Source organism: Acinetobacter sp. AOR18_HL (genome assembly GCF_027855145.1).
In the GTDB taxonomy this organism is placed as follows: domain Bacteria; phylum Pseudomonadota; class Gammaproteobacteria; order Pseudomonadales; family Moraxellaceae; genus Acinetobacter; species Acinetobacter pittii.
The window spans coordinates 96,238-118,775 of sequence record NZ_JAKTIG010000029.1 but is presented as its reverse complement, the minus strand read 5'-3'; the positions used below and the strand labels follow the sequence as shown (position 1 = coordinate 118,775).

At 39.3% G+C, this 22,538-nt stretch carries 25 protein-coding genes and 2 pseudogenes; 1 reads left to right on the top strand and 26 read right to left on the bottom strand.

Annotated elements, in window-relative coordinates; all coding sequences use genetic code 11:
* Positions 1-13 precede the first annotated feature (13 nt).
* The 17 genes and pseudogenes from MKL51_RS07660 to MKL51_RS07580 all read right to left on the bottom strand — a co-directional run bounded on the left by MKL51_RS07660 (position 14) and on the right by MKL51_RS07580 (position 14,963).
* The gene (locus tag MKL51_RS07660; protein WP_151305591.1) at positions 14-208 is read right to left on the bottom strand and encodes a hypothetical protein; all 195 of its coding nucleotides are present in this window, start codon (positions 206-208) and stop codon (positions 14-16) included.
* 124 nt (positions 209-332) lie between these two features.
* Entirely contained in the window at positions 333-782 is a 450-nt protein-coding gene (locus MKL51_RS07655; RefSeq protein WP_270904275.1) for a lysozyme, read from the bottom strand.
* Positions 775-1,062 carry a phage holin family protein gene (locus MKL51_RS07650; RefSeq protein WP_000397631.1) on the bottom strand — a complete coding sequence of 96 codons (288 nt, stop codon included), beginning with the start codon at positions 1,060-1,062 and terminating at the stop codon, positions 775-777. Before MKL51_RS07650 ends, MKL51_RS07655 begins: the two co-directional genes overlap by 8 nt.
* Before the next feature lie 63 nt (positions 1,063-1,125).
* Positions 1,126-4,281, bottom strand: coding sequence for a hypothetical protein (locus tag MKL51_RS07645; RefSeq protein WP_270904274.1), 3,156 nt, complete (start codon positions 4,279-4,281; stop codon positions 1,126-1,128).
* A gap of 55 nt (positions 4,282-4,336) precedes the next feature.
* A complete protein-coding gene (locus tag MKL51_RS07640) occupies positions 4,337-7,171 on the bottom strand; it encodes a host specificity factor TipJ family phage tail protein (protein WP_270904273.1) in 2,835 nt (944 codons plus the stop codon).
* Positions 7,137-7,520, bottom strand: coding sequence for a hypothetical protein (locus tag MKL51_RS07635; RefSeq protein WP_086324228.1), 384 nt, complete (start codon positions 7,518-7,520; stop codon positions 7,137-7,139). Before MKL51_RS07635 ends, MKL51_RS07640 begins: the two co-directional genes overlap by 35 nt.
* Complete coding sequence (locus MKL51_RS07630; protein WP_270904272.1) at positions 7,520-8,017, bottom strand: DUF1833 family protein; 498 nt, start codon at positions 8,015-8,017, stop codon at positions 7,520-7,522. The genes MKL51_RS07635 and MKL51_RS07630 overlap by 1 nt, the downstream gene beginning before the upstream one ends.
* The gene (locus MKL51_RS07625; RefSeq protein ID WP_110138879.1) at positions 8,014-8,481 is read right to left on the bottom strand and encodes a hypothetical protein; all 468 of its coding nucleotides are present in this window, start codon (positions 8,479-8,481) and stop codon (positions 8,014-8,016) included. Before MKL51_RS07625 ends, MKL51_RS07630 begins: the two co-directional genes overlap by 4 nt.
* Before the next feature lie 75 nt (positions 8,482-8,556).
* On the bottom strand, positions 8,557-8,715 hold the full coding sequence (locus MKL51_RS07620; RefSeq protein ID WP_162901060.1) for a hypothetical protein: 159 nt from the start codon (positions 8,713-8,715) through the stop codon (positions 8,557-8,559).
* A 250-nt stretch (positions 8,716-8,965) separates the two neighbouring features.
* Complete coding sequence (locus MKL51_RS07615; RefSeq protein WP_270904271.1) at positions 8,966-9,391, bottom strand: hypothetical protein; 426 nt, start codon at positions 9,389-9,391, stop codon at positions 8,966-8,968.
* 80 nt (positions 9,392-9,471) lie between these two features.
* A complete protein-coding gene (locus MKL51_RS07610; protein WP_270904270.1) occupies positions 9,472-12,240 on the bottom strand; it encodes a hypothetical protein in 2,769 nt (922 codons plus the stop codon).
* A gap of 66 nt (positions 12,241-12,306) precedes the next feature.
* Positions 12,307-12,708: a J517_1871 family lipoprotein gene (locus MKL51_RS07605; RefSeq protein WP_110981820.1), complete on the bottom strand. Its 402-nt coding sequence runs from the start codon at positions 12,706-12,708 to the stop codon at positions 12,307-12,309.
* A gap of 611 nt (positions 12,709-13,319) precedes the next feature.
* Positions 13,320-13,494, bottom strand: a pseudogene (locus MKL51_RS20980) (DUF4236 domain-containing protein); the annotation flags it as partial.
* An 8-nt stretch (positions 13,495-13,502) separates the two neighbouring features.
* Complete coding sequence (locus MKL51_RS07595) at positions 13,503-13,679, bottom strand: hypothetical protein (RefSeq protein ID WP_014466185.1); 177 nt, start codon at positions 13,677-13,679, stop codon at positions 13,503-13,505.
* Positions 13,680-13,775: 96 nt separating this feature from the next.
* Positions 13,776-14,330, bottom strand: coding sequence for an antA/AntB antirepressor family protein (locus MKL51_RS07590; RefSeq protein WP_139887721.1), 555 nt, complete (start codon positions 14,328-14,330; stop codon positions 13,776-13,778).
* A complete protein-coding gene (locus MKL51_RS07585; protein ID WP_139887722.1) occupies positions 14,327-14,713 on the bottom strand; it encodes a hypothetical protein in 387 nt (128 codons plus the stop codon). The genes MKL51_RS07590 and MKL51_RS07585 overlap by 4 nt, the downstream gene beginning before the upstream one ends.
* 79 nt (positions 14,714-14,792) lie before the next feature.
* Positions 14,793-14,963: an Arc family DNA-binding protein gene (locus MKL51_RS07580; protein ID WP_139887723.1), complete on the bottom strand. Its 171-nt coding sequence runs from the start codon at positions 14,961-14,963 to the stop codon at positions 14,793-14,795.
* Between the two features lie 126 nt (positions 14,964-15,089).
* Here MKL51_RS07580 and MKL51_RS07575 point away from each other — a divergent pair, with 126 nt between their 5' ends.
* Positions 15,090-15,596 (top strand): Arc family DNA-binding protein, encoded by a 507-nt coding sequence (locus MKL51_RS07575; RefSeq protein ID WP_139887724.1) that lies wholly within the window; start codon positions 15,090-15,092, stop codon positions 15,594-15,596.
* A gap of 84 nt (positions 15,597-15,680) precedes the next feature.
* On the opposite strand, the gene MKL51_RS07570 is transcribed toward MKL51_RS07575, so the two are convergent.
* The 9 genes and pseudogenes from MKL51_RS07570 to MKL51_RS07530 form a co-directional block, all read right to left on the bottom strand.
* Entirely contained in the window at positions 15,681-16,151 is a 471-nt protein-coding gene (locus MKL51_RS07570; RefSeq protein WP_000077909.1) for a DUF2335 domain-containing protein, read from the bottom strand.
* Between the two features lie 11 nt (positions 16,152-16,162).
* Positions 16,163-16,372: a hypothetical protein gene (locus MKL51_RS07565; protein ID WP_228128884.1), complete on the bottom strand. Its 210-nt coding sequence runs from the start codon at positions 16,370-16,372 to the stop codon at positions 16,163-16,165.
* Between the two features lie 492 nt (positions 16,373-16,864).
* Positions 16,865-17,359, bottom strand: a complete 495-nt coding sequence (locus MKL51_RS07560) for a hypothetical protein (protein WP_270904269.1) — start codon at positions 17,357-17,359, stop codon at positions 16,865-16,867.
* 15 nt (positions 17,360-17,374) lie between these two features.
* Entirely contained in the window at positions 17,375-18,304 is a 930-nt protein-coding gene (locus MKL51_RS07555) for a phage tail tube protein (RefSeq protein ID WP_270904268.1), read from the bottom strand.
* Between the two features lie 66 nt (positions 18,305-18,370).
* Entirely contained in the window at positions 18,371-18,637 is a 267-nt protein-coding gene (locus MKL51_RS07550) for a hypothetical protein (RefSeq protein ID WP_009499909.1), read from the bottom strand.
* A pseudogene (locus MKL51_RS07545) lies at positions 18,637-19,110 on the bottom strand (Rha family transcriptional regulator); the annotation flags it as partial. The pseudogene MKL51_RS07545 and the gene MKL51_RS07550, both read right to left, overlap by 1 nt.
* Positions 19,029-19,877, bottom strand: coding sequence for a hypothetical protein (locus tag MKL51_RS07540; RefSeq protein ID WP_270904267.1), 849 nt, complete (start codon positions 19,875-19,877; stop codon positions 19,029-19,031). The gene MKL51_RS07540 and the pseudogene MKL51_RS07545, both read right to left, overlap by 82 nt.
* A 206-nt stretch (positions 19,878-20,083) precedes the next feature.
* Complete coding sequence (locus MKL51_RS07535; RefSeq protein WP_270904266.1) at positions 20,084-21,169, bottom strand: minor capsid protein; 1,086 nt, start codon at positions 21,167-21,169, stop codon at positions 20,084-20,086.
* Positions 21,135-22,538 carry a DUF4055 domain-containing protein gene (locus MKL51_RS07530; RefSeq protein ID WP_270904265.1) on the bottom strand — a complete coding sequence of 468 codons (1,404 nt, stop codon included), beginning with the start codon at positions 22,536-22,538 and terminating at the stop codon, positions 21,135-21,137. The genes MKL51_RS07535 and MKL51_RS07530 overlap by 35 nt, the downstream gene beginning before the upstream one ends.

The following is a 22,538-nucleotide window of genomic DNA, read 5'->3' as shown; positions in this document are numbered from 1 at the left end:
CACATAAAGAAAATTAGCTCTTTTGTTTCTTACTAAACTTCCACCAAGTTTTTTTATAATAGACTTCTTCACGCAAGAAATTAATTTTTAGTTCATTGCCGTTACGGTCATAAATTTTAGTGACCTCTCCGCTTTTGTCTAGATCTGCTAAAAGGTCCTCTGTTCGAGTATTGGCAAAATCATGAATCTTAATTAGCTGACTGGACATTAAAGCGCTCTCACACAAATAGAGACATTAACGTTACTATTAATAGTGTGAGCTGTGCAACCTGAGAAAAGGAAGCACAGCAATGTGATGATGGATGCAACCTTAGTACGCTTACACATATAAGTTACTTCTTTAAAAAGAGTGCTCGTTCAGCTTCTCTGCGACGAACTAAACCTTTCATAACTTTACCGCCTGCCCTATTCCAGACAAGGAATTGGTCAGCAGCGCCTTGATAGTCGCCTTTATTGAGCTTCTTTAATAGGGTTGAATTGGCTAAATTAGTTTCACCAAGGTTATATGTGAAAGATGCTAGTGCATCGAATTGATTTTGAGTAAGAGGCACTTTAACTAATTTATTAATAGCTACTTCAAACTTAGTTAAATCATTTTTCAAATAAGTATCCGCTTGCTGTTCTGTGCAGGTATCACCTTTTTTAACTCTGACACCATTAGGATATTTAATAGTTCCAAATCCAATTGTCCAAACCCCTACCCCATCATCGTAAGCATTAAGGCGCTTACCTTCAAAACCTTTGATGAGATTTAGCCCTGCATTGCTTGTGGTTTTACTCATTTCTATTCACTCGCTTTTCAATTAAGTTACTAACAAAATGAGTGCCCATATAACCAATGCCAGAAGCGATACCAACAGATACAATCTGCGGGACATTTAGCCACTCAAGTAAAGACCAGACACCAACTGAAAAAAGCCCACACATAATGGACTCTGCCCAATCAGCCTTACCTAGTTTTTTCTTCGTTCGGAAATAAGCCATAATGAACCCCATAAAAAATGAAGTGATTGCTGTGCCAAAAGTTTGTAGAAACTCCTGAATGAATTTCCAAAATTCCATGCCTTCCCCCTAATTCCGGCAATAAAAAAACCCGCTCGAAGCGGGTCTTATTAAGTTGATTTATTAATAAAGATTAAAGTAAAAGCTCAACCAAATGTCTGCAAAAGCTTCGGCTGTCATCACTGTGTCTGAATCTACAGACTCTTGTGTGAAGCGCTTAAACCCGAAAATCGGCACATTACTGACTTCACCTTTCTCTTCAAAATCAAGCTGCTTAAACATCTCGCTAACAGCATTAATCCCTGAATTCGATTTAGTGAATAAGAACGGTGCAGACATAAATGCAAGAGTATTACGCCCACCGCGTCTAGACTCAGCTTGATTTGCTTGCATGTCTTTCGGCATACCATTTCCATTGATGTTTGCTAGCAACCACGACTGAACATCAATCGAGTTTTCATAGTTCATCAACTTGTTACCGATGACATAGCTATAAATCGCAAACGCATGATAATGCAGCCAGATTGTTTGTGTATAACGAGCTGACTTAGCATCATTCACATAGTTCTTACAAATCTGATAATTTGAATGAACATTTGTGAGTAGATTATCAATAACAGTCTTAATACTGTTATCTGTATCAAGACCCATTTTATGTGCTAAAGCTAACACACGATAACCAGCGAGAATAATGTTGCCAGCACCCACATCAGAACCCGAGCCAACATTTCCGATACCTCCCTTTGAGTTGTAATAGATTACAAATTCTGTTGCTAAAGGCTGTATCAAAGCTTTTAATGCATCGACTTTTACTGTATCTCCATTTTTAAGATAGTAAAAATAAAGCCACTGCAAAGCTGGAATCGTATTACGAGTCCCAAACGATAGTGAAAAAGTTCCGTTCTTCCACGCAGCCCCTAGATTCGAACCGAATCGCGCATTTGTTGAAGCAATAAACTGTGTGTAAATTTCATCAATAGAACCGCTGTTGAATGCTAGTGCTGAAACAATTTTTGCAGCATACATCTTAAGCGTGTCGTTGGAAGCTGGTGCATAGAAGTCTTCCCACCACTCATCAGCGCCAGACACATATTCAGCCATACGGCCGAGTAAGTTTCTGCGAGTCACAGCAATACGCTGACCAGTGCCTAAAAATCCAGTGGTCTGATTGTAAGCTCTATCGCATATTGATTTCGGATCTGTAAGATTTGACTTGAGATCAATAAAAAAGCCATGTACAAACGCCCAATTTTTTTCATAATCCCACGTAGTTGCAGATTCGCTAGTCGGTTCTTGAGTGAAACCAATTCGACACTGATAATAAGATGTTGTGAGTACTTGGCCTAAATACATGTCACGAATCGGGCCGTATGCGACCGTGTCACCTCGGTTGTTATCACCGTGATAATAAAGCGGAAGAATGTTCACTGTGCCATTTTTGCTGTATGTGAGCGTTCGATAGAAGTCAGACAATGATGCAGTCACAGGGTTTGTAGAACCTGCATTTGACGTCACGTCTGAGTTATAAATCTCGCCCATCAAGCCGCAAATTGTTGGACCATCAATCTGATTCACACAGATAATTGCAGTCTCAATCTTTACTTTTCCAGCTTTGAATATTTTTGTTCTAGTTCGCGCTTTAAGCTGATTTGCAGCTAACGTAGAAACAGCTTGATTGTATACAACCGTTTCAACTTCAACATAGTTATCCCCGGCGTTAACTAGCTTAATACTTGCATCGCCAGCAAATACGTAAGAGGCTAGGTCAAAAGCACGGATTCTTGTGCTGTATTTGATGTTATGTGTAGTAGAGCCATTCACAATCGATTTTAGATAATAACTATTATCTTTAGTGAAATAGTATGTGAAGCCATCAAAATCAATTGAGTACCGATTATTTACAGAATCAAATACAAGTTCAGGTTTAATTGAATCACGAACAACTTGCTGATATGCACGAACAACATAACTTTTCTTCTCATTAATTGCTAATGAGTCATAAATTACAATTGTGCCTGATCTTAATGAGCCATCTGCATAAAAACCCGTGGACTTATCAAAACGGTGATTCACGTGATATTCATCACCAAATTGACATTCATACTCATTGCCGGATTCATCTAAAACAATTAAGTGCTCGTTGCTTGCAACTTCACCGTAATTAAAATTTACTTTTAATTCAATCGGCTGGTTAGTTAAAGCAACGCCAGTACTATTTTTTACATCTGCGATATACTGTTTAAAGTCAAGATTTGTCACATCAAGTACCTTCGGCTTTTCAAGCACATAAGTTTCTAAAGTAGATGTATGATTACCAGTGAAATCAACCACTAAAGAGCCTTTATTCAAAAGAATCTCATCAATATTTTTTGTTAAAGTTGAGTTTCTTTGAATTGCAAAGATGTCCGATTGAGCGATGCGCGGAATTAGATAACCATCTGCTGCTTCTGCATTGTTCGGTAAGCCTGCAGCTGTTAACACAGATGTTGGTACATAGAATTGCAGATATCCACCGCCATGGCTTGAAATAGCAATTCCCGTAGCTGACTCTAGATTGACTTGAGTGCGGCTTTCAAAGATAGAATTTTTATCAAAAACATTATACTTATCAACTGCTTTGTCAAATGCATACGCATAATACTGATACTGAATACGCCAGCCATTTGTTCCCGCAACAACAACTTTTGTAAAGTCTGCACTATTCATGCTCAATTTTGACCAAAGGTCTGTTTGAATATTATTCGACACAGACTCATTTGGTAAAAGAACAATAGATGCTGAGTTTTCGGAATTGTTATCAATAGAAACAGTTAACTTGCTAGTTTCACTTGTATTTTTTACATTTTTGATGAGCATTTTTGATACTTCTTTAAGCGCAACACTTGTATCAGACGTTATCGTTTTATCAAGCACACTTAGTGAAACCAATAACGATGTTAAGAGTGGATTTGTTTTTTGATTTACGTAGTCTTTAGATAAATCTAATGGGCTCAGCCCTTCGTCAATCCAGACAGTGCCATTCCACTTATAAAGCTTTTTGGTGTCAAAAGCATATCCAACTGATGGGTTGACTGTTGGAACGGTAGCTAATAGCTCAACTTCAGTACTGTAAGCTTTCCAGCCGCCAGTTTCCATCAGTGTGCGAATAGCTTTTGCAAGGCTTGGAAAAATACGCCCTAATCGACTAATTATATCTGTAAACTCATCGGCACTCGTGAACTCTTCAACTGTCCCCATGTCGACAATTGAGTTATCTACTTTGGTTTGTAAATCTGACATATTTTTACACCCAATAAAAAAGCCCGCATAAAGCGGGCTTGTGGTTAATCTTGATTTATGGAATTAGGTTGTTGATGTAATCACTATCATTTGAGTAGTAACGTTCGTCATAGTTCACAGCAGTAATCTCACTTTCAAAAGTGGCGCTCGGCGATTTTTCAGAAATGAGATAAGCCTCACTATCTAATTCATTTGACAGTGTGATTGAATAATTCGTTGCTGTAACTTTTCCATCAGAACTAGTGATCAATGGCAGTATTGGTAAACGCTCTAAAACTAAGTGCCATTCATCTACTCCTTGTGTGACCAGCATTGTTTCTACTGAGCCATTTGCTAATTGCAGATGAATTGTGTATGCCCTAGCTGCATCCAAATGGACAGGCTGAGAGATTTGGATATTTTGACCAGTCCAAGCTTCAATTTCTCCAGATGTAAAACCACCTTCTTCGCCCAGCGGAACCAATGTAGGGATAGAATCTTTCACTACTGCAATGCGATCATTAATAGTGACTAAATCCGCTTCACCGTAGGCAGTGAATTGAATTGTCTCTCTTTGATACTTAATCCTGTTCCATGCTCGATGTGCCAAGAAATGCGCTTGAACTTTATTCGTAACACCTATCAAATCAATTTTCTTCGGATTGGTGATACCGTCATTCGGAAGCTTAATTGACTCTTCTGTGTAGTTTTCACTAGCATTACGCCACGTCGCTTCAACACCATCATATTGCTTGTCCTTGCCAAACCGAGTTGTCACAGTCTCAGACTGAGGCTTTTTATTGCGATGGTTAAACAATATTGATGACGATGGATTCACCTTCTCAAATTGAGAATAGATTTTCCCTGATGTTCTTCGTGCATTACAAAAGACAGAAGATGCTATAGTTGCAAGGGTCTCTTCGTATGACATGTTGTCATTATCAAACGTGTAGTTAAACTCAATAGCCTTAGAAGTTCCGAAATAGTTCTGGATCTGACTTTGAGTTGCATACAAGTCTTGAATATCGATGGTGTCTATTGATCTACGGCCAATATAATCATCTGTAGTAACGGCACAAACGATGTCAGCAAACTTGTTAGATGCAATACGCTCTACAGACTGAGTACCGGTTTCATAAGAATACACTTTGCGCGTAGCTAGCATATTTAACTCACGCTTTTTTACTCCAGATGTAATGTCATTCGTAACAGTAACTGTGCGAACTAAAGTTACATCATCGTAAGAAAGCTTAGTTAAAGCCGTCATGATATAAACAGAATGCGCTTGAACTTCATCGACTACTGTACCCTTTGAAGAATGCACAGTAAGACGTCTCAGGCGATATCTAAGACGGCTAGTAGATGGCAGTGTTGCTTTCAAAGTCAAGCCTACAGGGCTGGCAATACTCTGAGGATTGCCAAAAAGGTTTTCAGAAATACTATATATCGAACCTGTAGGCGAACCATTTGAATTTAGAAGTTGATACTCCATTTCCAGCTGAACACCAATAACCTCTTTATAGCCCTTCTCGCCAATATGATATAGACCTTGGGGGCCATTGAAGTTAGCAAATATTTGGTCGCCTTCTGTGTCGGTTTCATACCACCCCAACCAATTCTCTTGAGAACCATATAAGCCAACCATATTGCCTGCTGTACTGCCCCAATTCTGAAGTTTCAACCAATCTGGATTGATGACATCAGGCGCCGACAAGGTGATAGTTGTGCCTGAGTTAATATTGATTGTGTATGTTCCATCTAGGTCCATACTGTCGATGTTATCTGTGAGTGTGCCAGAAATAGAGCTAGAGGCCGCTTCTGTCATCTTCAAGAAATTCTGGTTAACAGCTTGCGGATTACCTAATGAGATCTCATATACCCATGAACCAGCACTACCTGATTTAACAATATTACTTACTTCGTAAACTCCAGCTAAATCTAGAGTCCCCTCTACTGGATCGTCTATTAGTAACGCTTGGATCGTTAGGCCTTTGAAGTTTTGAGGCTGGTAAATATCTGTACTTGTTGCAACTGTTAATACATAGTCAAGACCTATATCTACAGTTCCCGATAACAGTTGATCTTTAACCCCGTATTGAGCACCTTCAATAGAAATAGTTTCGCCATTTACGAAAGCTGTTGTAGCGACATTAATAACGTTTGGATAAGTAAAGGTGATTGTATTTTCAACAACACGCGCAGAGCTTGGATTTAAAAGCGTTTGCCCTGTAATGCTTCGGGATTGCTTACCAACTAGCGGAGCGTAATTTAAAACATCCCCATAGCGATACATTGGGTTAGTAGTATCAAGGCTTTGATTTGGGTCATATACAGAAACGGACTCGCCATCAATCTGGTTGATTGAAGTTTCACCCTCTTTCACATCTGATATTTCATAATAACCACGACCCAAGCACATCAAACATTCTTCAATTTCGACATTGTTTTGAAAGTATCGAAGTGGTGGAGCAATAAGATCCGGGATTGCTAGAACAGTACCGAATGGATCAGGAATGCGACCACCAATTCGTTGTGTATTTTCGCGGTTGCCAAGTTTATTGTTAGATGAAGTTTTTTCTACACCTTTGTTCGCATCTGGCATAGTCAAAATTGTATAAATTGAGAATGCTAGAGATACTACAAGGGACACCACAGCAATAATTGTTGCTGGCTCACCTGCTTCACACACAACATCAAAGTCATGCTTTTTGGACAACATTAATAGTGATGCTTCATCAATTTTATTAGTAGGCGTAACATCATTGTGGGCACATGCTGGCTGCAAGTAAATTCGTGCTTGGGGATGTTTTTTCTTTATGTATTTAAATGCTTCAAGAACCCGATCAGTGCGAACATGTAGAACATTGTCTTGTCCATCAATTGGATTTGTGAATATGCGTAATCGGCTCATAATAGCGAATCCGTTTGTAGAACTTCTTCAATACTTGAATGTTTAAATAGTGAACACCAAGCTCAGTGAGGTGCAAAACACGCCCACAATAAAAAAGCCCCACATGGGAGCTTTGATTGTGATTTGTCATCAGGACAATGGAGCCGTCAATTGGGTGATCAATTCGCCTGTTTTTTACAGCTGTATTGCGTGATGTTTTTAATGTCTCGTGCAGCGATCCAGTCAAACCAATAAAAGAACTGGAGTAATCCTTGTCAAAAATAAAATGGGCAGCTTCAAGCAAAAAATGAACACAATGATAGTTTTGCGGGTCATAGTGTCGATCTAGCAAACTATCAATACTTTTCATCAGAAGAACCCTTTTAAACTTGGGAACATATCAGTTGTATAAATACGTCCAGTTCCAACGCTATTTAATCTTTGTGCTGCAGCTTCAAAAGTACAGGCCTGATAGTCTTGATTCATTGTTTCAACTTCTAAACCCTGAATAACATCAACTGGAGCAGTTAAGTCACTCGACAAATAAGAGCGATAAATTACTTGTGGCTTCTCTTCGCTGTTCGCATCAAGAATGATCTTGATTAGTTGCGGCACTATCTGCCCCAATTCCCCTATCGTTATGTTGATAGATTGGTCCAGATCATCAGAGGTCTTGCCTTTCTGGATGGCTAGGGGCATATACTCATAAACAGCTTGGGTCGAATCTTCATGGGTAACTGTTATGCCATTTGCATGATTAGTCACATATCGAAGTGGGTTCGGCCACAAGCTATGCTTCACTTCAATACATTCAAGCAAAACAACTGATGGGCTAGAATCCAAATGAAATTCAGTAATATCACTCATAGGAATGGCTCCAGAGCGTCTGCTGCTGCTTTATTAGCTAATTTTTCTAATGATGGCGATGCTTGAATAAGTCCAAGTCTCCATGCTTCAATGACCTGGTTATCCTCATCTGGGTTTCGTGGTGATGGCTTAGCAACAGCCTCAATATTAGCCCGCCACAAATTACCCTGTTTACTCCATCTCAAAGCCCCTATGAACGCTATCTGATATTCCTTAATTTCCGTGTAATCTAAAATCAGATCCATCAAGAAAGGCTGAGGGTCATATTGATTTGCAAAATAAAAGGTTAGCAGTAACTCCATTTGATCAATATCGAGCGACCAACTTAACGGAACGCCATGTGTTGCACCTATAAAGTTGCGTCTTTGCCGTGGCATCCCAACTGTGAGTTGCTGGGTTAACACCCCATCTCCCAAAGTTGGGTTATAGTCCTGCTCATTGGGTGGCAAGAATAGCTTTCTCATATTTGCCTTTCCTGAATTTTAGACATTAAAAAACCGACCTCATATTGGGTCGGTTTTAAAATTTAAGTTTAGAGATTATTTTAAGAGCCAAAGTACACCTCCAACTGCTGTAATCAGAACAGAAAGAGCAATAATTATATAAGCTACACCTTGTAATAATCCGACACGATCGGCACCTGATTCACTCATTTTACCATCTACCTTTAACTGTGATTTTGATGTATGATTATTCATATAGATTGTAAATCTCCATAATCTTGCTCTGGTTAAGTTGTAAAAAACCCCGATGCGTCAACATCGGGGTTTTTGCTTTTATGGATTTTAAAATCCCATCTTTTTTAATTCCTCATGCGGTTTTTCCGCATTCAGAAATAGAAAAAGCCGCCCGTAGACAGCTATTCGTTTGTTCTCTTTTATACGTGATACGTCAAACGGTTTTACTTACATACCGCTTACGGTTCTTCTCTTATGCCTGTACTTTTAATTAAGGGTTTTGCTCATCAGCAGGCTTGCCCTGACAAAATTCAACAAGGCTTAAAGTTGAAATATCAGAAACACGGATCTGAATACTTAATGGTCTGCCCGCAGCTGGGAACAATTTTGAGTTTTGAATATATTTTGCATCTTTAAGATACAAAAAACGTTCTTTAAGTGAGTCTGGAAATTTAATTTCCTCACCATCATCTAACTTTTTAATTATCTTTTCTCTCGGCTCTTTGATATGGGAATAAAAGAATTCCTTCCAAAGTGAATTTTCTTCGAGTTCGAAAAATTCTTCTTCACTGATTGCAGTGCCAGTAATTACGCTGCCACCAACCCCGACTGTTACATAGAAATCTGGGTAATCTTCATTTCGATGTGCATTTTCTGAAATTGCTTTTATCAATAAATTAGTATCATTTCTACTCATTCTTCTTTTCCATAAAGTTTAATTAAGAAGATTAGAATTTATCAAAGAATAAATTTAATAGCCACCGAAGTGGCTACTAATTATTGCCGTCTAGGTGTTGCATTGTAGTTTTGCTTGAATGCCTTGCTGATTCTACTATTAGGGTTTTGAATTCCCTGTAAGAAAACCTGCTCCGCAACTTCGCCAGCAATCTGCCTAATGCGAACATCCAAAGATCCGTCATTATTCTGAGTTACCTCAGCAGTCTGCCCCGGCAAGTTATAGATATTAACAATAGGTTGATTAGAAGTAGCTTTCTCAAGACTTTGCCCTGAGTTAATGGCATTCAGTGTATCAACACCGACTCGCTTAGTCGCTGCGGCATTCAATACATATTCCTGACCATGAACTACACCAGCAACATCACCACGGCCCATGTTGCCTGTGTAGCCGCCGGAAGAGAAGCCAGCGATACCTGCAATTGTCTGAGCAGCGATTAATCCTACATTCGCATAACCCAAACCTGTAATCATTGCTGCATAACTTGTTTTTTGGGCAAGCGTTAATGCAGAAGGATCGGCCATTACTTGTGCAGCAGCCAAATGAGTTGAAACGAGAGCAGATGCAATTGCCATTGTTTGTTGCATCAAGAACATAGACTTATATGCAGCAGACTGTTCGCCTGCACTATCTTTAATTAACTGAGTAAACCCACCCCAAACATTAGACGCTTGAGATAAAAGGTTGTTATACATACCCAATTCAGCCTGATATTGCGTATTCTGCAAGTCCTGATACTTTTCTGCATATTCCTCTTGTATCTTATGCTTGGTCTCCTCATGGAGCCTAACAGCATCCTCAATACGCTTGTTGTATTCAAGAGTTAGAATTTCACCTTTGGCTAGTTTTGTTTTTAAGTTATCTTGTTCATTCAATAATGCATTGTCATTATCAGACATTGCATTACTTTCCCCGAACTGCGTTGATAAACCTTCGCGTTCTCCCTTGGGTGCTGCCAAGAGCGCTCTAGCCTGTTGAATATCTCTTAGTGAATTACTATAAGTCTGCTCATAAGCACGTTTTCTTTGTTCAGCAGCAAGATTTATTAGGTTAGTTTCATAATCGTATTGTTCCTTTAAGGCTTTTAAACGAGACTTCTTTTCCTCTGCGTTATATTCACGACTCTTCTGGATTCTCAGTCCTTCAACCTTAGTTTTTGCGTTAAGTTTCTCTTGCTCATTCATCTTGAAGGAGTAAAGATCATAAGCAAGTTGAGCATCACTAATGAGCTTTGCATCATTTGCTTTCTGAATCGCCACAGAGACATATTGAGTCATGCCGTATTTTTGCAAGCGTTCAATTTCCTTCTGTAAATCCATTTCAATTTGTTTGGATTTATCAGAATACTCATATTGAATTTTGAGACGTTCTTCATTGATCTTCTTTAATTCTTGAGCATGCTTTTTCGACTCTTGAGCAGCTTTCTTTGCAGCATTCTCTGCATCTTTAGCTTCTTTTGCGTTTGTTTTAAGGCCCTTGTTAGTTTTGTCTATTGCTCCACTAGTGTCGTAGTACAACTGACCTAACTTATCAAGTTTAGGAACTGATGCATCTAGCACATCATTCATGGACTTCATGGAGCCTTTAATGGTCGCTACTGAATCGTTTACAGTATCACTGGCGATAGACCAACCATTTTTAAAACCATTTACTAGAGCTTGCCCTTTAGCAACAACTCCATCAGCTGTCATCACATTTGCATAAGTAGCGCCAACGTTTGCTGCTTGTTCTACAAAGCCTTGAATGAGTCGTATAACGACCTGAATTGCACTTGCTAGACCAATAATTCCTACTGCCACACCCTTGGCAATTACACCTACAGATTGAATTACGGAACCAAATTGGCCACCATCTTCAGCCCCTTGTAAGAAACTACTTAAAAGTGAGTTCAAGACAGGCATCGTCTGAGATGCTAATTGGGTTTTAAATCCCTCAAAACGAGTTTGAACTGACTTAGTTTGAGCAGCAAGCAGTCGAGACTGTTCAATAGCTTCTTTGCTTTTGATAATCCCCGCTTCTGTTAATGCCTCTCCATAACGATCTAATAAAGCCCCTCCATTTTCGAACAATGGAAGTAAATTACCTAAATCATTACCTAGACTTTCAAAGACAAATCTTTGTTCTTGTGCAGATGCTCCAACACTATCAAGCTTATCTTTCATTAGCTGAAGTGCTTCAACACCATCTTTACCCTGCAAAGTCTTCGCAAATTTTTGAATCTCTGCATCTGTCATTTTGGTGTTATTTTTTAAGGCATCAAAGAAGTCTGCTGCCTCACCTCCACCACCACTAGCAGTGAATTCACCAAGCTTTTCTTGTGCATCTGCCAATGACTGTGCCAAACCATCTTGCGACATTCCAAGTTGTTCAGCAGCATGAGAAAGGATTTGAAAGTTCTGTGTGCTAGTGTTTGCTCTATTTGCTAAAACAATCATCTCAGCATCAGCTTTAGCGGCTTGAATTGCCATTGCAGAAAGTCCAGCAAGTGCTACTGCTGCACCACCCACCGCCATTCCTGTAAGTGCTGCACCTGTCATCAAAGCGCCACCACGCAAAGCTGCAACTTTTTCAGTGACATCACCAATAACAGACCCAATGCGTGTATTGCCAAGAGATGAATTAATTTGTTCCTTAAATTTGGAGAATAAATCAGTAGTTTTACCTGTCTCTTGACCTACATTTTTAATTGATTTTGCAGTCTTATCGCCTTGTTTCTCAGCATTACCTAGAGACTTATCTAAAGCATCGACTTCTTTTTTGCCATCTTTGGCATCGACCACAATAACCAAGCGGCTTACAGATTCAGGCATTTCATTCTCCAAATTCTAGGCAATAAAAAACCCGACACTTGGTCGGGTTTATTTAAAAAATTAGTTCTATAACTCTTTGGCACACTTAAGGGATGCAGCTTTAAGGTCACTATCTTTCTTGTAAACCATATTAATATTAAAAGCGGATAAAGTTGTTTTCGCTTCTAAAATATCTTGATTAAGAGAAATTACTTTTAAGATCATTCCATTTTGAGCATAAAGTTGCCCATTTGAATACTTTAGTCTATTCAGGTTAAGGTGCCCACTTGTGTCTTCACAAAGAATCCCATTACCATCTTCGCTCAATTTAATAGTTGAAAGCCCTGCACCAACAGTAGTTGTCCAGATACCTGTTGCTTGAGGTTTAGTTGGTTCAATATCACTAAAATTATTATTCATCATTTGAGTTACGGGAGTCACACACCCTGTTAACAAAACCGTTAAACCAAGTAAAAATAATTTATTCATAATTAACCTATCTGTAAGATTTATTTCCGCCTGAAGTATAGCAATACCTACCACCGCGTGGACCAATACAATATTTATATGAGCTACATGAACATCCTAATTGTGCATTTTTACTATGCATCTTTTGAGATTTTCTATTTTTGCTTTCATTACCTATTTGCCGATCACCTTGCTCAATTGACTTCCTTATAGAAGGCAAATTAGAGTAATTCACCTTTGGCAACTCAATATCGTTTGGATGCGGATATGAGCCGGAAGAAAGTGTTTTTGCAAGTTCTTCCAGTCTATTTGGGTCAGCACTATCACTATCTGCCAATACATTAATACTAATCAAACTAAGCAATAGGCATGATAAAATTATTATTAGCTTCATTGTTATTTAATCAACATTGCTATTACAACAATTATCAGCCAACCAAAAGCAATAAATCTCTCAGTATTGGAGTATTTTCTTTGCAAAGTGAACCATGCAAAAATATAAGGCGCCCATAGAATCCCTATCCATAAAAGAATAGAAACTAAAATGTTTCTTTTTTCTTTACCTAAACCTTCTTGTTGTATTAAGTGAATAGGGTCATTTAAAGTCCCTTTTGACTTCTTGTAGCTGGTATTTGTTGTATAAGAAAGACCAGTACCTGGAATACCTACTGTTGTGCGAGTACCCTTCTTACTTACATTTACACGTGCACCTTTCCCACCCACAGAAACACTTGATAGCCCTTTTTTACTAATATTGACACGGATTCCAGGAGCAATTTTTATACTTTTTCTAAAATTCAATCCCATCACATCACCTATCTAGAGCAGATCTTTTTAGAAGCACTGATGGAACCATCATTACAAACAAACTTACTACCATCGCAATGACTTATCCCACCTTTCTTACCAGAGCACGGTTGTCTCCCTCTACCTGCTTCCGCAACACTTAATGAGCTTAAAACTAATAAAAGACTTAAAATGACTTGTTTCATGGTTTTTACCGTTTATTATAAAGTGTACTAACTTTAACAAACTGATCATTAAATGTCACATAAAGAAAACCCGCACTAGGCGGGTTCCTGTCGAATTTAAGCTTGCATCTCATCTTCTTCGAATGGAAGTAAAGGAGTAATCTTTTGTTTCAACTCCTCAACCCTACTTAATGCTTGTGGTTTGTATTGTTTTCCAACTAAACATAAAGTTCGCCCAGCATTTGAAGCTATTTCGGTGAATTTCTCAAACTCTAAAACTGCTTTATTAAACTGATTCATTAATCCAAATGCTGTTTGGCGTAATGCTTTTTCACAATTAATAAAATAACGCCTTGCAACCCGACCTTGTTCATTGTTTTCAACCATGGAAAGTTCTTTAGCCATATCCAATGAAAGAATATAAGTTTTAATCCTTGCTTTACCCTTTCGCCCTGTCTTAGTTTGGGTTTGGGAAATTTCCCAATAGCAAGTAAAGTCTTGATTCTCATCAAACCCATACTTCTTTATGCGGCTAACAATCCACTTAGAAAACATTTCTCCTGACTTGAGCCATTTATGCAACTCACGCGCATCTACGCATGGTTGAACTTCACCACCAATATCTCTATCAATAACAGAAATTAATGTTTCTTGGTTTATAAGCATATTCATGACATTAATCCTCCATTACCTTTAGAGATTTTGTTTTTGCGGCTAGCACCTAAAAGTACTTCTGCTTCACTTTGAACGTTATTCAAAGCAGAAACTTGCTCACCAAGTGACTGGATTAACCAGCCAATATCATTAAAAGTTTCAAGTGGAACTTCTTCTGTAGCAGTAGCAAGCAATACACCGATTGCACTGATTCCTCTTAAAACTGGGTGGCATGCATTTTTAGCAGCTTTACTAACCTTCTCCAAAAACTCTTCCTCTTCTAATGAAACAGATCCATTTTGATCAGCAACTTTCACAAACATATCGACAGGCATACTTGGCAATAGGTCTATTAGGTCAGGAACCTTGTCTTTATTAAATTCGAATGGTATATTTAACATAGTTCATATCTCACTGTTATGACTTCAATCAAGCTCCGCATCCGCCAAGATTCAGGGGCTTTTTTGTTGTCTACTAAATTCATGCTTTCGCACCTTCAATTTCTTTGCGCATATTTTTAATCGCTTGGTTAATTACATAGTTAACTGGTCTTTCATTCTCCTCTGCTATTTTCTTTAACCAATCATGAAGTTCGTGTTCGATTCGCAAGTTGTATTGCAATTTCCGATGAGGTTTTGTTAAAACTGACATAATTCACTCCTATTAAATCAAGTACCTCTTGGGTACACAGCAATAATGGACCCAATGGGGACCGTTGTCAAGTACCTTATGGGTCCTTTATGATGTATTTAGTTTAGAATATGCGGTATATGCTTCATGAGTGAAAATCAAAGAGATCCACAATATAAGCTTAGATGGCCAGAGGAACTCAGAGATAAAGTTGCTGCCTCAGCTAAAGCTTATAATCGTTCTATGAATGCAGATATTGTTGCTCGTTTAGAGCGAAGCTTCCTCTTAGAGCCTGAATTATCACCTTTAAATATGCCACCTGAAGAACTAGAGGCACGTCTTACCAAAGTTCTTGAAGAGCGCGAATTAAATAAAAGTAAAGGTGAAGAACTCAACATTGAGATTTCTTCTGAATCTGAGAAAGACAAAAAGATTCAAAGCTTAGAAGAACAACTCGCTAATTCCATGAAAATGATGGAAATGATTACAGGCATGTTCGAATCAATGCTTAATGGTACCCAAGATGAATATATGGATAAGGTTTTTAAGAAGTATCCAAATGTTAAAAAGTTCTATAACAAGTCTTTAGAAGAGTCTAAAAAGTTAATTGATGATGATCAGGATAAAGATGATCCAGTTAAAAGCTCTTGGTAATCCCCAATATATTAAAAGCACCCCACGGTGCTTTTTGGCGCAATAAAAAACCGCTATCTCTAGCGGTTGTTTGGGTGTTGCTTACTATTTTTGAGTAGACGGCTTAGATGTCTGCTCACCATTAGAAGCAGGCACTTTGCGAAGCACTAGGATTACTAAAATAGCTGCTAAGGTTGAGAAAGCAGCCGTTGCAACCCAAGGATAACCAGCATACAGTGCATAAACTGCTACACAAAGAATTCCTATTCCTATCAACACGCCAAATATTAAACCAAGAAGGAATAATTGAGAGTTGTGCTTTTGATTCTCAATGTTAGCAGTGTTGATACGTTTATTTTCTGCCATTTGATGACGAGCCACTTCATGACTCATCGTTTGCTCATTCTCAACAATCTGCATTAAACGGCTAGCTAGACCAGGTTGGATTTCTTCAAATGCCTTAACCAAATCAGGAGGCGGGTATGGTGAGTAGCTTTCCGCCTCTTCCACAGCAACTGATACATCATTGCCATTTTTTGTTGCGATGCCACGTTTAGTTCGACGATGTTGAGACATTAATTAGGTATTTATAATGAGTTAAGTTCAGGTTGTTTACTGCGCAAGTCACATGCGATTCTGTTGGTAGCTTTTGTCATGTTTTTACCGACTGCTTCCCAATGTTTTGCTGCATTACCAATTGGTCGCGGATCTTCCATTTTTGCAGGCTCAACAGCATGTACTGGGACACGAGGTGCTAATACAAAAGCTGCTAGCAGACCTTCTGTAAAGTACTTCATACCTTTGTTCATTTTTTATCGCCCTTATATTTAATGGGTGTCATAAAACATACAATTTTTATGACAGAAAAACCCTCTTATCATTCGATAACAGGGTCTCTATAGGAACAAGGGTACGCACTAATGACATTTATGTCAATAAGGAATCTTTACGGGAATGTCAAGGGAATAGGCGTATTATGTAACATCAAGTGCGCTATATCACGTCGCAAAGTCTAAGATATGTACCGAAAGTCAGCATTTAAGTCTTCGTCGCTCGTTGCGTCGCCTTCTTATGCGCCTCATCCAAGAACATATCGTCGAGTGTAAAGATGCAGTCATTAAAGATGTTTCGCTCAACTGGTAAGTCGTATTGCTCTACATAAGCATTAATTGCTGAAATATCTAGCGCCAGAGGAACACCTTGTTCATAGCGTCTAGATCTTGCAATTGTGTTATATGCAGACAGAATTGCATTAGCTACATAAGAATAGTCAGGCGCATCAGGAAGCTTTACACCGAGTGCTTCTCTTTGCTTTTTTTCGTGGTCCGTGAGCCCCGCGTATTTGTTCGCATAGGTGTAGAGGTTTGTGACTTTCCCACAATGTCCTGAAGCTTCTTAAGGGATTCTGTTTGAATGCGGGTAGCTTCTTTAATCACAAAATCAATTAACTGATTCTTTTGTGCAGATTTACAGAAGATAGTTTCAACATTGGCACGGTTGTATTCAAGTGCTGATCCATCTGTTAATTCAATTCCCTTCCAATCATTCACAAGGAATACACCAACTGCATAAGCGAATTTGTCATTACGCTTTTCAATGCGTTCATTTGTAATAAGGTTAATGTCAGCCTTTTCTTCTGCGGTTTCTAGATTAAAAATCTCTAGTGCTCGCTGAAACTCTGGCTGCATAATTCCATTAATCTTAAATTTTCCACCAGTTGGGAAGTCCACCCATTCAAATGGGTAAGTAATGTCTTTGTTCTTTTCAACAATATCAAAAGCCACTTTTAATTCCCCTTATTAAGGTGTTACAGGTGCAATCACACGAGTAATAACTGGTGATACGCGAATATGGTTATAGTTAATGTCGATAGTAATCGTATCTTCACCTCCACCATCCGGGTGATTGGCTTCTGCTACTTCCAATTGTGGGAACTGGAATGCATAACCATTACCTGCATCATCTTCAATAGAGAATTCTAGCGGCATGGTGTCACGGGTTTTAATGAAGTCGATATAGGCTGCTGATTGCGCTGAGAACATGTATTGAGTGTTAACAGTCACATCTACGATCTTTTCAAGATAAGTCGTTGCAGTGAGCTTTTTAGATCCAATACAGCGAATTGCTTCCATGTTGTTGTTAATGGTCAATTCAAGAGACTGCATACAAGCAGTACCAACCACAGTTTCACCATTAACTTTAAGATCACCAACGTTAAGCGCTGAAACAAGGACTAATTCAGGGACTGGTAAAGGCGAAATAACAGGGTTTGTAGTAGTGAGCTCAAACAGAGTGCCCATCAAGCCAAATGTAGCTGTGATTTTGCCAGTAGTAGCAATAGACATCGTAGCTTCATTTATACGTACACCGCGGTAAATAAATACCTGGTTAATATCTTCAAATACTTTGACGAAGGTAAATGTCTTTCGCACATTACCGCCAAAGTTAAGAACATCACTGGCCCAGTTATTCATTGCAACTGCTGACCAGAAGTCATCAAACAAGCCAATAGATAATTCAACTTCTAAAGAACCTGTGATTTCTGCTTCAGTTGCAAAACCACCTTGACGGAAGCGAGTATCTGCAACGCTGCTTGATGCTTCAGTAGTGACGTTTTCAGTTAAGCCATCAGTAACTCGGCGTACGGTTTTCCATACGGGTGTAGTTGGTAATACTTCGGGGGTTTGCTCTTCAGCATAATATAATTTAATACGTGCACCAGAACTCATCTAAGTTCTCCTTAATTTTCGGGCATTAAAAAGCCCTCGAATTGAGGGCGTTGTTTGGTTGTGTTCTCAGGCATTTAAGGGCTTACCTTGAATACCCTTGCATAGTTTCAAAATGCTTTCTGCATGAAGGGTTATATGTTTGTGTTCTGGCCTAGTTCGCTCAATATCGATACCAATTAGAATTGCAGCCTGAATGTTTTTCTGCCAATTACCTGTATCCATAACAGGCTCAATTGAGCAGAAAATGTAGCTATCATCACCAATATTAATATCGGCATAATTATCTTCGTCAGTGGATGGACGGCATTCAGCAACAATGTATGCGATTTCCATTACTTGGCATCCTTAAAGTCAAGTTGTGGCTGAAGCTGGTACTCCAATTCCTTAATTTCAGTTTCTAGTGGTTCCTTTTCCCATCGCCACTGGCCCATTGCGCTCGCACATCCACTGATTTGTGCTTTTCTGCCTTGGTGATAATTCGTTAGAGAGTTATATCTAGCCCATTTTGATTGGAAAACTTGACTGAGTTGATTAGCCATCCACTCAAATGCATCAATAAATTGCTCTTTAATGGCATCTGCTTTTTCACCGTTGAATCCCATTACAAGGAACATGAAGCCTCGCTCAGTCATCTGATAAAAACCTGTTTGTCGCTTTGTATTCCCTATCTTCTTGTTTTCTAAGGTAAACGCAAAATTGCGCTCACGAAACTTTGTGGAGCACTTCATATTTTTAATGGAGCGGAGAACGTCTGAATGCCTCTTTCCAAATGCTTGAGCAACTGCATAACTTGTTGTTCTTGGCTCTTTTCAGTAGGGTTCATTGCATCGAACTCACTACGTTTAATTGTGTTTTTGCTGCCTGAATTGTTCCCGCCTTGACCACCTGCACCATTAGGTTTTGGGAAGAAGTAGGGTTTTGATTCACGAATATCTTCAATCCACTCTTTTGGAGTAAGCGGGTTTTTCCCGTCTTTCCCAATAATTACGTCGCCATTAGCATCGATCGCTACAGCATTGCCGTTTTCATCCAAGGAGAACTTAGATAAAGCGAGTGCTGTAATGTCGTCTGTCGCTTCTGATAAACCTTGTGCCGCACTAAATGCTTGTGCAATTTGGCCTTTAACAACTGATTGCTTAAACTTATTTGCATAAGCTTCAGCCTTATCTGCACGAGCCTTCTCTGCATCAAACAACTTCTGATGTTCAGCCTTTAATCTCTCGGTGCGTTTCCCGAATACTTCGTCAATCTTGCCCTCAGCAAGTAATTTCGTTTCTTCGTCTTGCCCTGCTTTTTGAAGCAATCCTTTAACTGCACCAATATCCAGACCTTCGAACTGACCTTTGAAGTTTGTTAGTTCATCAGATAAAGTTTTGTTCTTGCCAAGAAGCTCGTTGTTTTTTGCTTTAAGACCAGAAACATGCTGTTCAACGTATTGGTCTAGCTGTGCTTTAATCGCTGGATCTTCAAAGTTGATCTGTGTTGAGCCTTGCCCACCAGAACCACCTTCACCTCCATCTGCACCAGCTTGATTTTGTAAAGACATTAATTGGCGTTTTAAAAATTCAGACATCTAAAATCTCCTAGAGACACCGCCTTGCGGATTTAATTGTTGGAGCCTTTGGCTTTGCTTCAGGCAATAAAAATGCACCCGAAGGTGCTAAGGTTTAATTTATTTGACAGGCTTGTTAATTCTTCTAAGCCATCGACGCAATCTGAACTTACTTCGCGTTGAAAGTCTTGAAAGCTCTAGTGAGCCTTCACCTTTTAAATCAATGATCATAATCCCAACCTCTTAAACATTTCTTCATCAAGCTTTTTGAGTTCTGTAAGTGTGAATGGCTGACCTGTTAACGGATCTAAAAACTTATCAAGAGAGTATTTACCATCTTTGAATAGCTTGTAACGTGCGGGCCCAAGCCAAGACTTTTGAAAAGCTGCATCTTGTTTGTCAAACCAACCTTTGAATGTTGTATTTGAATTTACAACACCTATTTCACCTTCGCCATTCACCTTGTTGTTGAATGGACGCATACCAATCGTTTTTCCTGAGTCATCAGAAACAGGAATTAGAATCGATCTACAGTTTGGATGAAGCGGCGGAACCGGATGAGGCTCATCTTTCTTGTAAACCTTGTCCGAATAGCCCATACAGATTTTAGAAGTTCGACTATCCAGTGTTGCAATGAACTTCACATACTCAACTCCAATAGCAGTGTATGTTTCATTCAAGGCGACATTAGACACATGACTTCGTGCAGTTCGCACCATTGTAGAAATCTGATTTCTACTCTGATCAAGCAAGCCATCTTGGTAATTAAGAGCTTTTTTCCCCTTGATCCGCTGAACAATCTTCTGGTTCGTCTGGCCTTGAGATAAACCATCTCGAATAGTCTGCTCAACCCTCACCCGTGTGTCATCAGCAATACGCAAAAAAATAGAATCAAGCAGTACACCACCACTCAAAGGCGTTTTCTTTGCCTTGTTGAATAGTGTCTTTCCATTTGGGTCTATTTTGCGATTATCGAGAGTTTTAGCCTGATATGTGGCTTCGTATACCGCCAAGGCAGTAGCGCTTACTGTGAAGCTCTCAAGCAATCCTGCTGCAACATTTGCCTGCCAAGTCTGAACTAATGTTCTAACTTCTTTTAAAGCTGGCGTTGTGTATTGCCCTGCCATCAATGCAGTCTTTTCAGCATCACTCAAATCATCTAATAAATCTCTTAACTTTGAGATCATCTCATTTGATAGTGAATCAAACTGTGTTAAGAGATTATTGATTTCAGTAGATGAGAGCCTATAAAGATATGCCTGATGTGATACCAAAGCATCAAGTAGCGCCTGTTGTGACATCTGAGTTGCCATTAGTCACCCCTGCAACATATCCAGTCATAGGACTGTTGGTCATTTCAGTTTCAATACGCTCTAGTTCTTGGGAATATTCGATATCAGGGATTTTCCCAGTACGAATATAATCCCAATAAGTTTCCATAGAGATTTTATTTCCCAATACAGCCTCATAGAGTTGCTTAGCAAGATTGACGTCAAAACCTAGTGAGCCAAAGTCAGGCTTAACATTGAAACGGTAGTCTTTGTCACTAAGACCTAGCCACAATGCACCATATTTAATGACCTGTTCAATTGCTTCAGCGGCAGTAATAACCATTCCGTACAATGTCGAATACTGGTCATCTTGGCGGGCTTTGCGAGCTTCACCCGACTCAGCCCCACCAATATCCATTACACGAGCGCCCGCCTCTAAAGCTGCGTTCTTTTGGTCACGCATTGCAATGCGTTTCGCTTCAATGCCTACACCTTGAATTTCGAGATATCCGCATTGACCACCTTGCGGTAATTGCCATGCAGCCATTGGGCCTGTCACCCGTAACGGCTTATCTTCATCAACACCCGAAACCCAAGGCTGAGGATGACTAGTTAAATGCAACTCCTGAAAGTATTCAGCACTTAACTGGTAATACTTCACAGCTGCTTTAGCCATTGTCATTAGAGGCATTTCGTCAATTGAAGGCGTGTTATTCATGCTGCCAACATATACAACTGGGATAAAAGAAAGTGTCTTATTACCTAAGCCCGGATATGTTTCTTCACTAACTGTATTGTCGTCAGCAAATAAACGTGACCTGTATTTGCCATCATTGATATCTAAAGCGCGGTAAAAGCATTCTTTATTGTGAGCAAATTCATCTTCAGAATTATCATGGGCTTCTTTAAATACTGAAAGCGTCAAGTCTGTACGACCTGCAACTGTCTTTTCTTTCCAGTTAATGCCGTCTTTTGCCCAATACAAAGCTATGTATGGCTTGCCTGAATCATCAAAATCTAGCATCAAAGCGCAACGAGCATAAGAAAGCTGAGCTTCAACAACTCGCAGGAATAATTGTTTTAAGCCAAAACCATCTGTAGTTGCTTGTTCAATTAATGGTTTTAGGCGTGAATCTACAATATTGATATCTGGCTCAAGTTTTGACACTAAACCAATCATTGCTCTTTTAGAATCACGCACCCATTCAGGATATTCTGCTCGCTGCTTGAATGCCTCATAGATACACTTATTTTTTGGATCTACTTCTTCGGCCATTATCATGCCTTGGGACTTTGGTAAAAGCGTTACACCTTGCTCTTTTACACAACGTTCCCCACCCAAGGCATAATCCATAAATTCCCAATCCGGCAATGCCTTTGCATAATCCGGATGAACAGTACTAACTGTCAT

What these genes read in the sequence shown, in the direction of transcription:
- MKL51_RS07660 (WP_151305591.1), bottom strand. Translation starts at nt 208, where the DNA reads ATGTCCAGTCAGCTAATTAAGATTCATGATTTTGCCAATACTCGAACA.
- MKL51_RS07655 (WP_270904275.1), bottom strand. Translation starts at nt 782, where the DNA reads ATGAGTAAAACCACAAGCAATGCAGGGCTAAATCTCATCAAAGGTTTT.
- MKL51_RS07650 (WP_000397631.1), bottom strand. Translation starts at nt 1,062, where the DNA reads ATGGAATTTTGGAAATTCATTCAGGAGTTTCTACAAACTTTTGGCACA.
- MKL51_RS07645 (WP_270904274.1), bottom strand. Translation starts at nt 4,281, where the DNA reads ATGTCAGATTTACAAACCAAAGTAGATAACTCAATTGTCGACATGGGG.
- MKL51_RS07640 (WP_270904273.1), bottom strand. Translation starts at nt 7,171, where the DNA reads ATGAGCCGATTACGCATATTCACAAATCCAATTGATGGACAAGACAAT.
- MKL51_RS07635 (WP_086324228.1), bottom strand. Translation starts at nt 7,520, where the DNA reads ATGAAAAGTATTGATAGTTTGCTAGATCGACACTATGACCCGCAAAAC.
- MKL51_RS07630 (WP_270904272.1), bottom strand. Translation starts at nt 8,017, where the DNA reads ATGAGTGATATTACTGAATTTCATTTGGATTCTAGCCCATCAGTTGTT.
- MKL51_RS07625 (WP_110138879.1), bottom strand. Translation starts at nt 8,481, where the DNA reads ATGAGAAAGCTATTCTTGCCACCCAATGAGCAGGACTATAACCCAACT.
- MKL51_RS07620 (WP_162901060.1), bottom strand. Translation starts at nt 8,715, where the DNA reads ATGAATAATCATACATCAAAATCACAGTTAAAGGTAGATGGTAAAATG.
- MKL51_RS07615 (WP_270904271.1), bottom strand. Translation starts at nt 9,391, where the DNA reads ATGAGTAGAAATGATACTAATTTATTGATAAAAGCAATTTCAGAAAAT.
- MKL51_RS07610 (WP_270904270.1), bottom strand. Translation starts at nt 12,240, where the DNA reads ATGCCTGAATCTGTAAGCCGCTTGGTTATTGTGGTCGATGCCAAAGAT.
- MKL51_RS07605 (WP_110981820.1), bottom strand. Translation starts at nt 12,708, where the DNA reads ATGAATAAATTATTTTTACTTGGTTTAACGGTTTTGTTAACAGGGTGT.
- MKL51_RS07595 (WP_014466185.1), bottom strand. Translation starts at nt 13,679, where the DNA reads ATGAAACAAGTCATTTTAAGTCTTTTATTAGTTTTAAGCTCATTAAGT.
- MKL51_RS07590 (WP_139887721.1), bottom strand. Translation starts at nt 14,330, where the DNA reads ATGAATATGCTTATAAACCAAGAAACATTAATTTCTGTTATTGATAGA.
- MKL51_RS07585 (WP_139887722.1), bottom strand. Translation starts at nt 14,713, where the DNA reads ATGTTAAATATACCATTCGAATTTAATAAAGACAAGGTTCCTGACCTA.
- MKL51_RS07580 (WP_139887723.1), bottom strand. Translation starts at nt 14,963, where the DNA reads ATGTCAGTTTTAACAAAACCTCATCGGAAATTGCAATACAACTTGCGA.
- MKL51_RS07575 (WP_139887724.1), top strand. Translation starts at nt 15,090, where the DNA reads ATGAGTGAAAATCAAAGAGATCCACAATATAAGCTTAGATGGCCAGAG.
- MKL51_RS07570 (WP_000077909.1), bottom strand. Translation starts at nt 16,151, where the DNA reads ATGTCTCAACATCGTCGAACTAAACGTGGCATCGCAACAAAAAATGGC.
- MKL51_RS07565 (WP_228128884.1), bottom strand. Translation starts at nt 16,372, where the DNA reads ATGAAGTACTTTACAGAAGGTCTGCTAGCAGCTTTTGTATTAGCACCT.
- MKL51_RS07555 (WP_270904268.1), bottom strand. Translation starts at nt 18,304, where the DNA reads ATGAGTTCTGGTGCACGTATTAAATTATATTATGCTGAAGAGCAAACC.
- MKL51_RS07550 (WP_009499909.1), bottom strand. Translation starts at nt 18,637, where the DNA reads ATGGAAATCGCATACATTGTTGCTGAATGCCGTCCATCCACTGACGAA.
- MKL51_RS07540 (WP_270904267.1), bottom strand. Translation starts at nt 19,877, where the DNA reads ATGTCTGAATTTTTAAAACGCCAATTAATGTCTTTACAAAATCAAGCT.
- MKL51_RS07535 (WP_270904266.1), bottom strand. Translation starts at nt 21,169, where the DNA reads ATGGCAACTCAGATGTCACAACAGGCGCTACTTGATGCTTTGGTATCA.
- MKL51_RS07530 (WP_270904265.1), bottom strand. Translation starts at nt 22,538, where the DNA reads ATGACAGTTAGTACTGTTCATCCGGATTATGCAAAGGCATTGCCGGAT.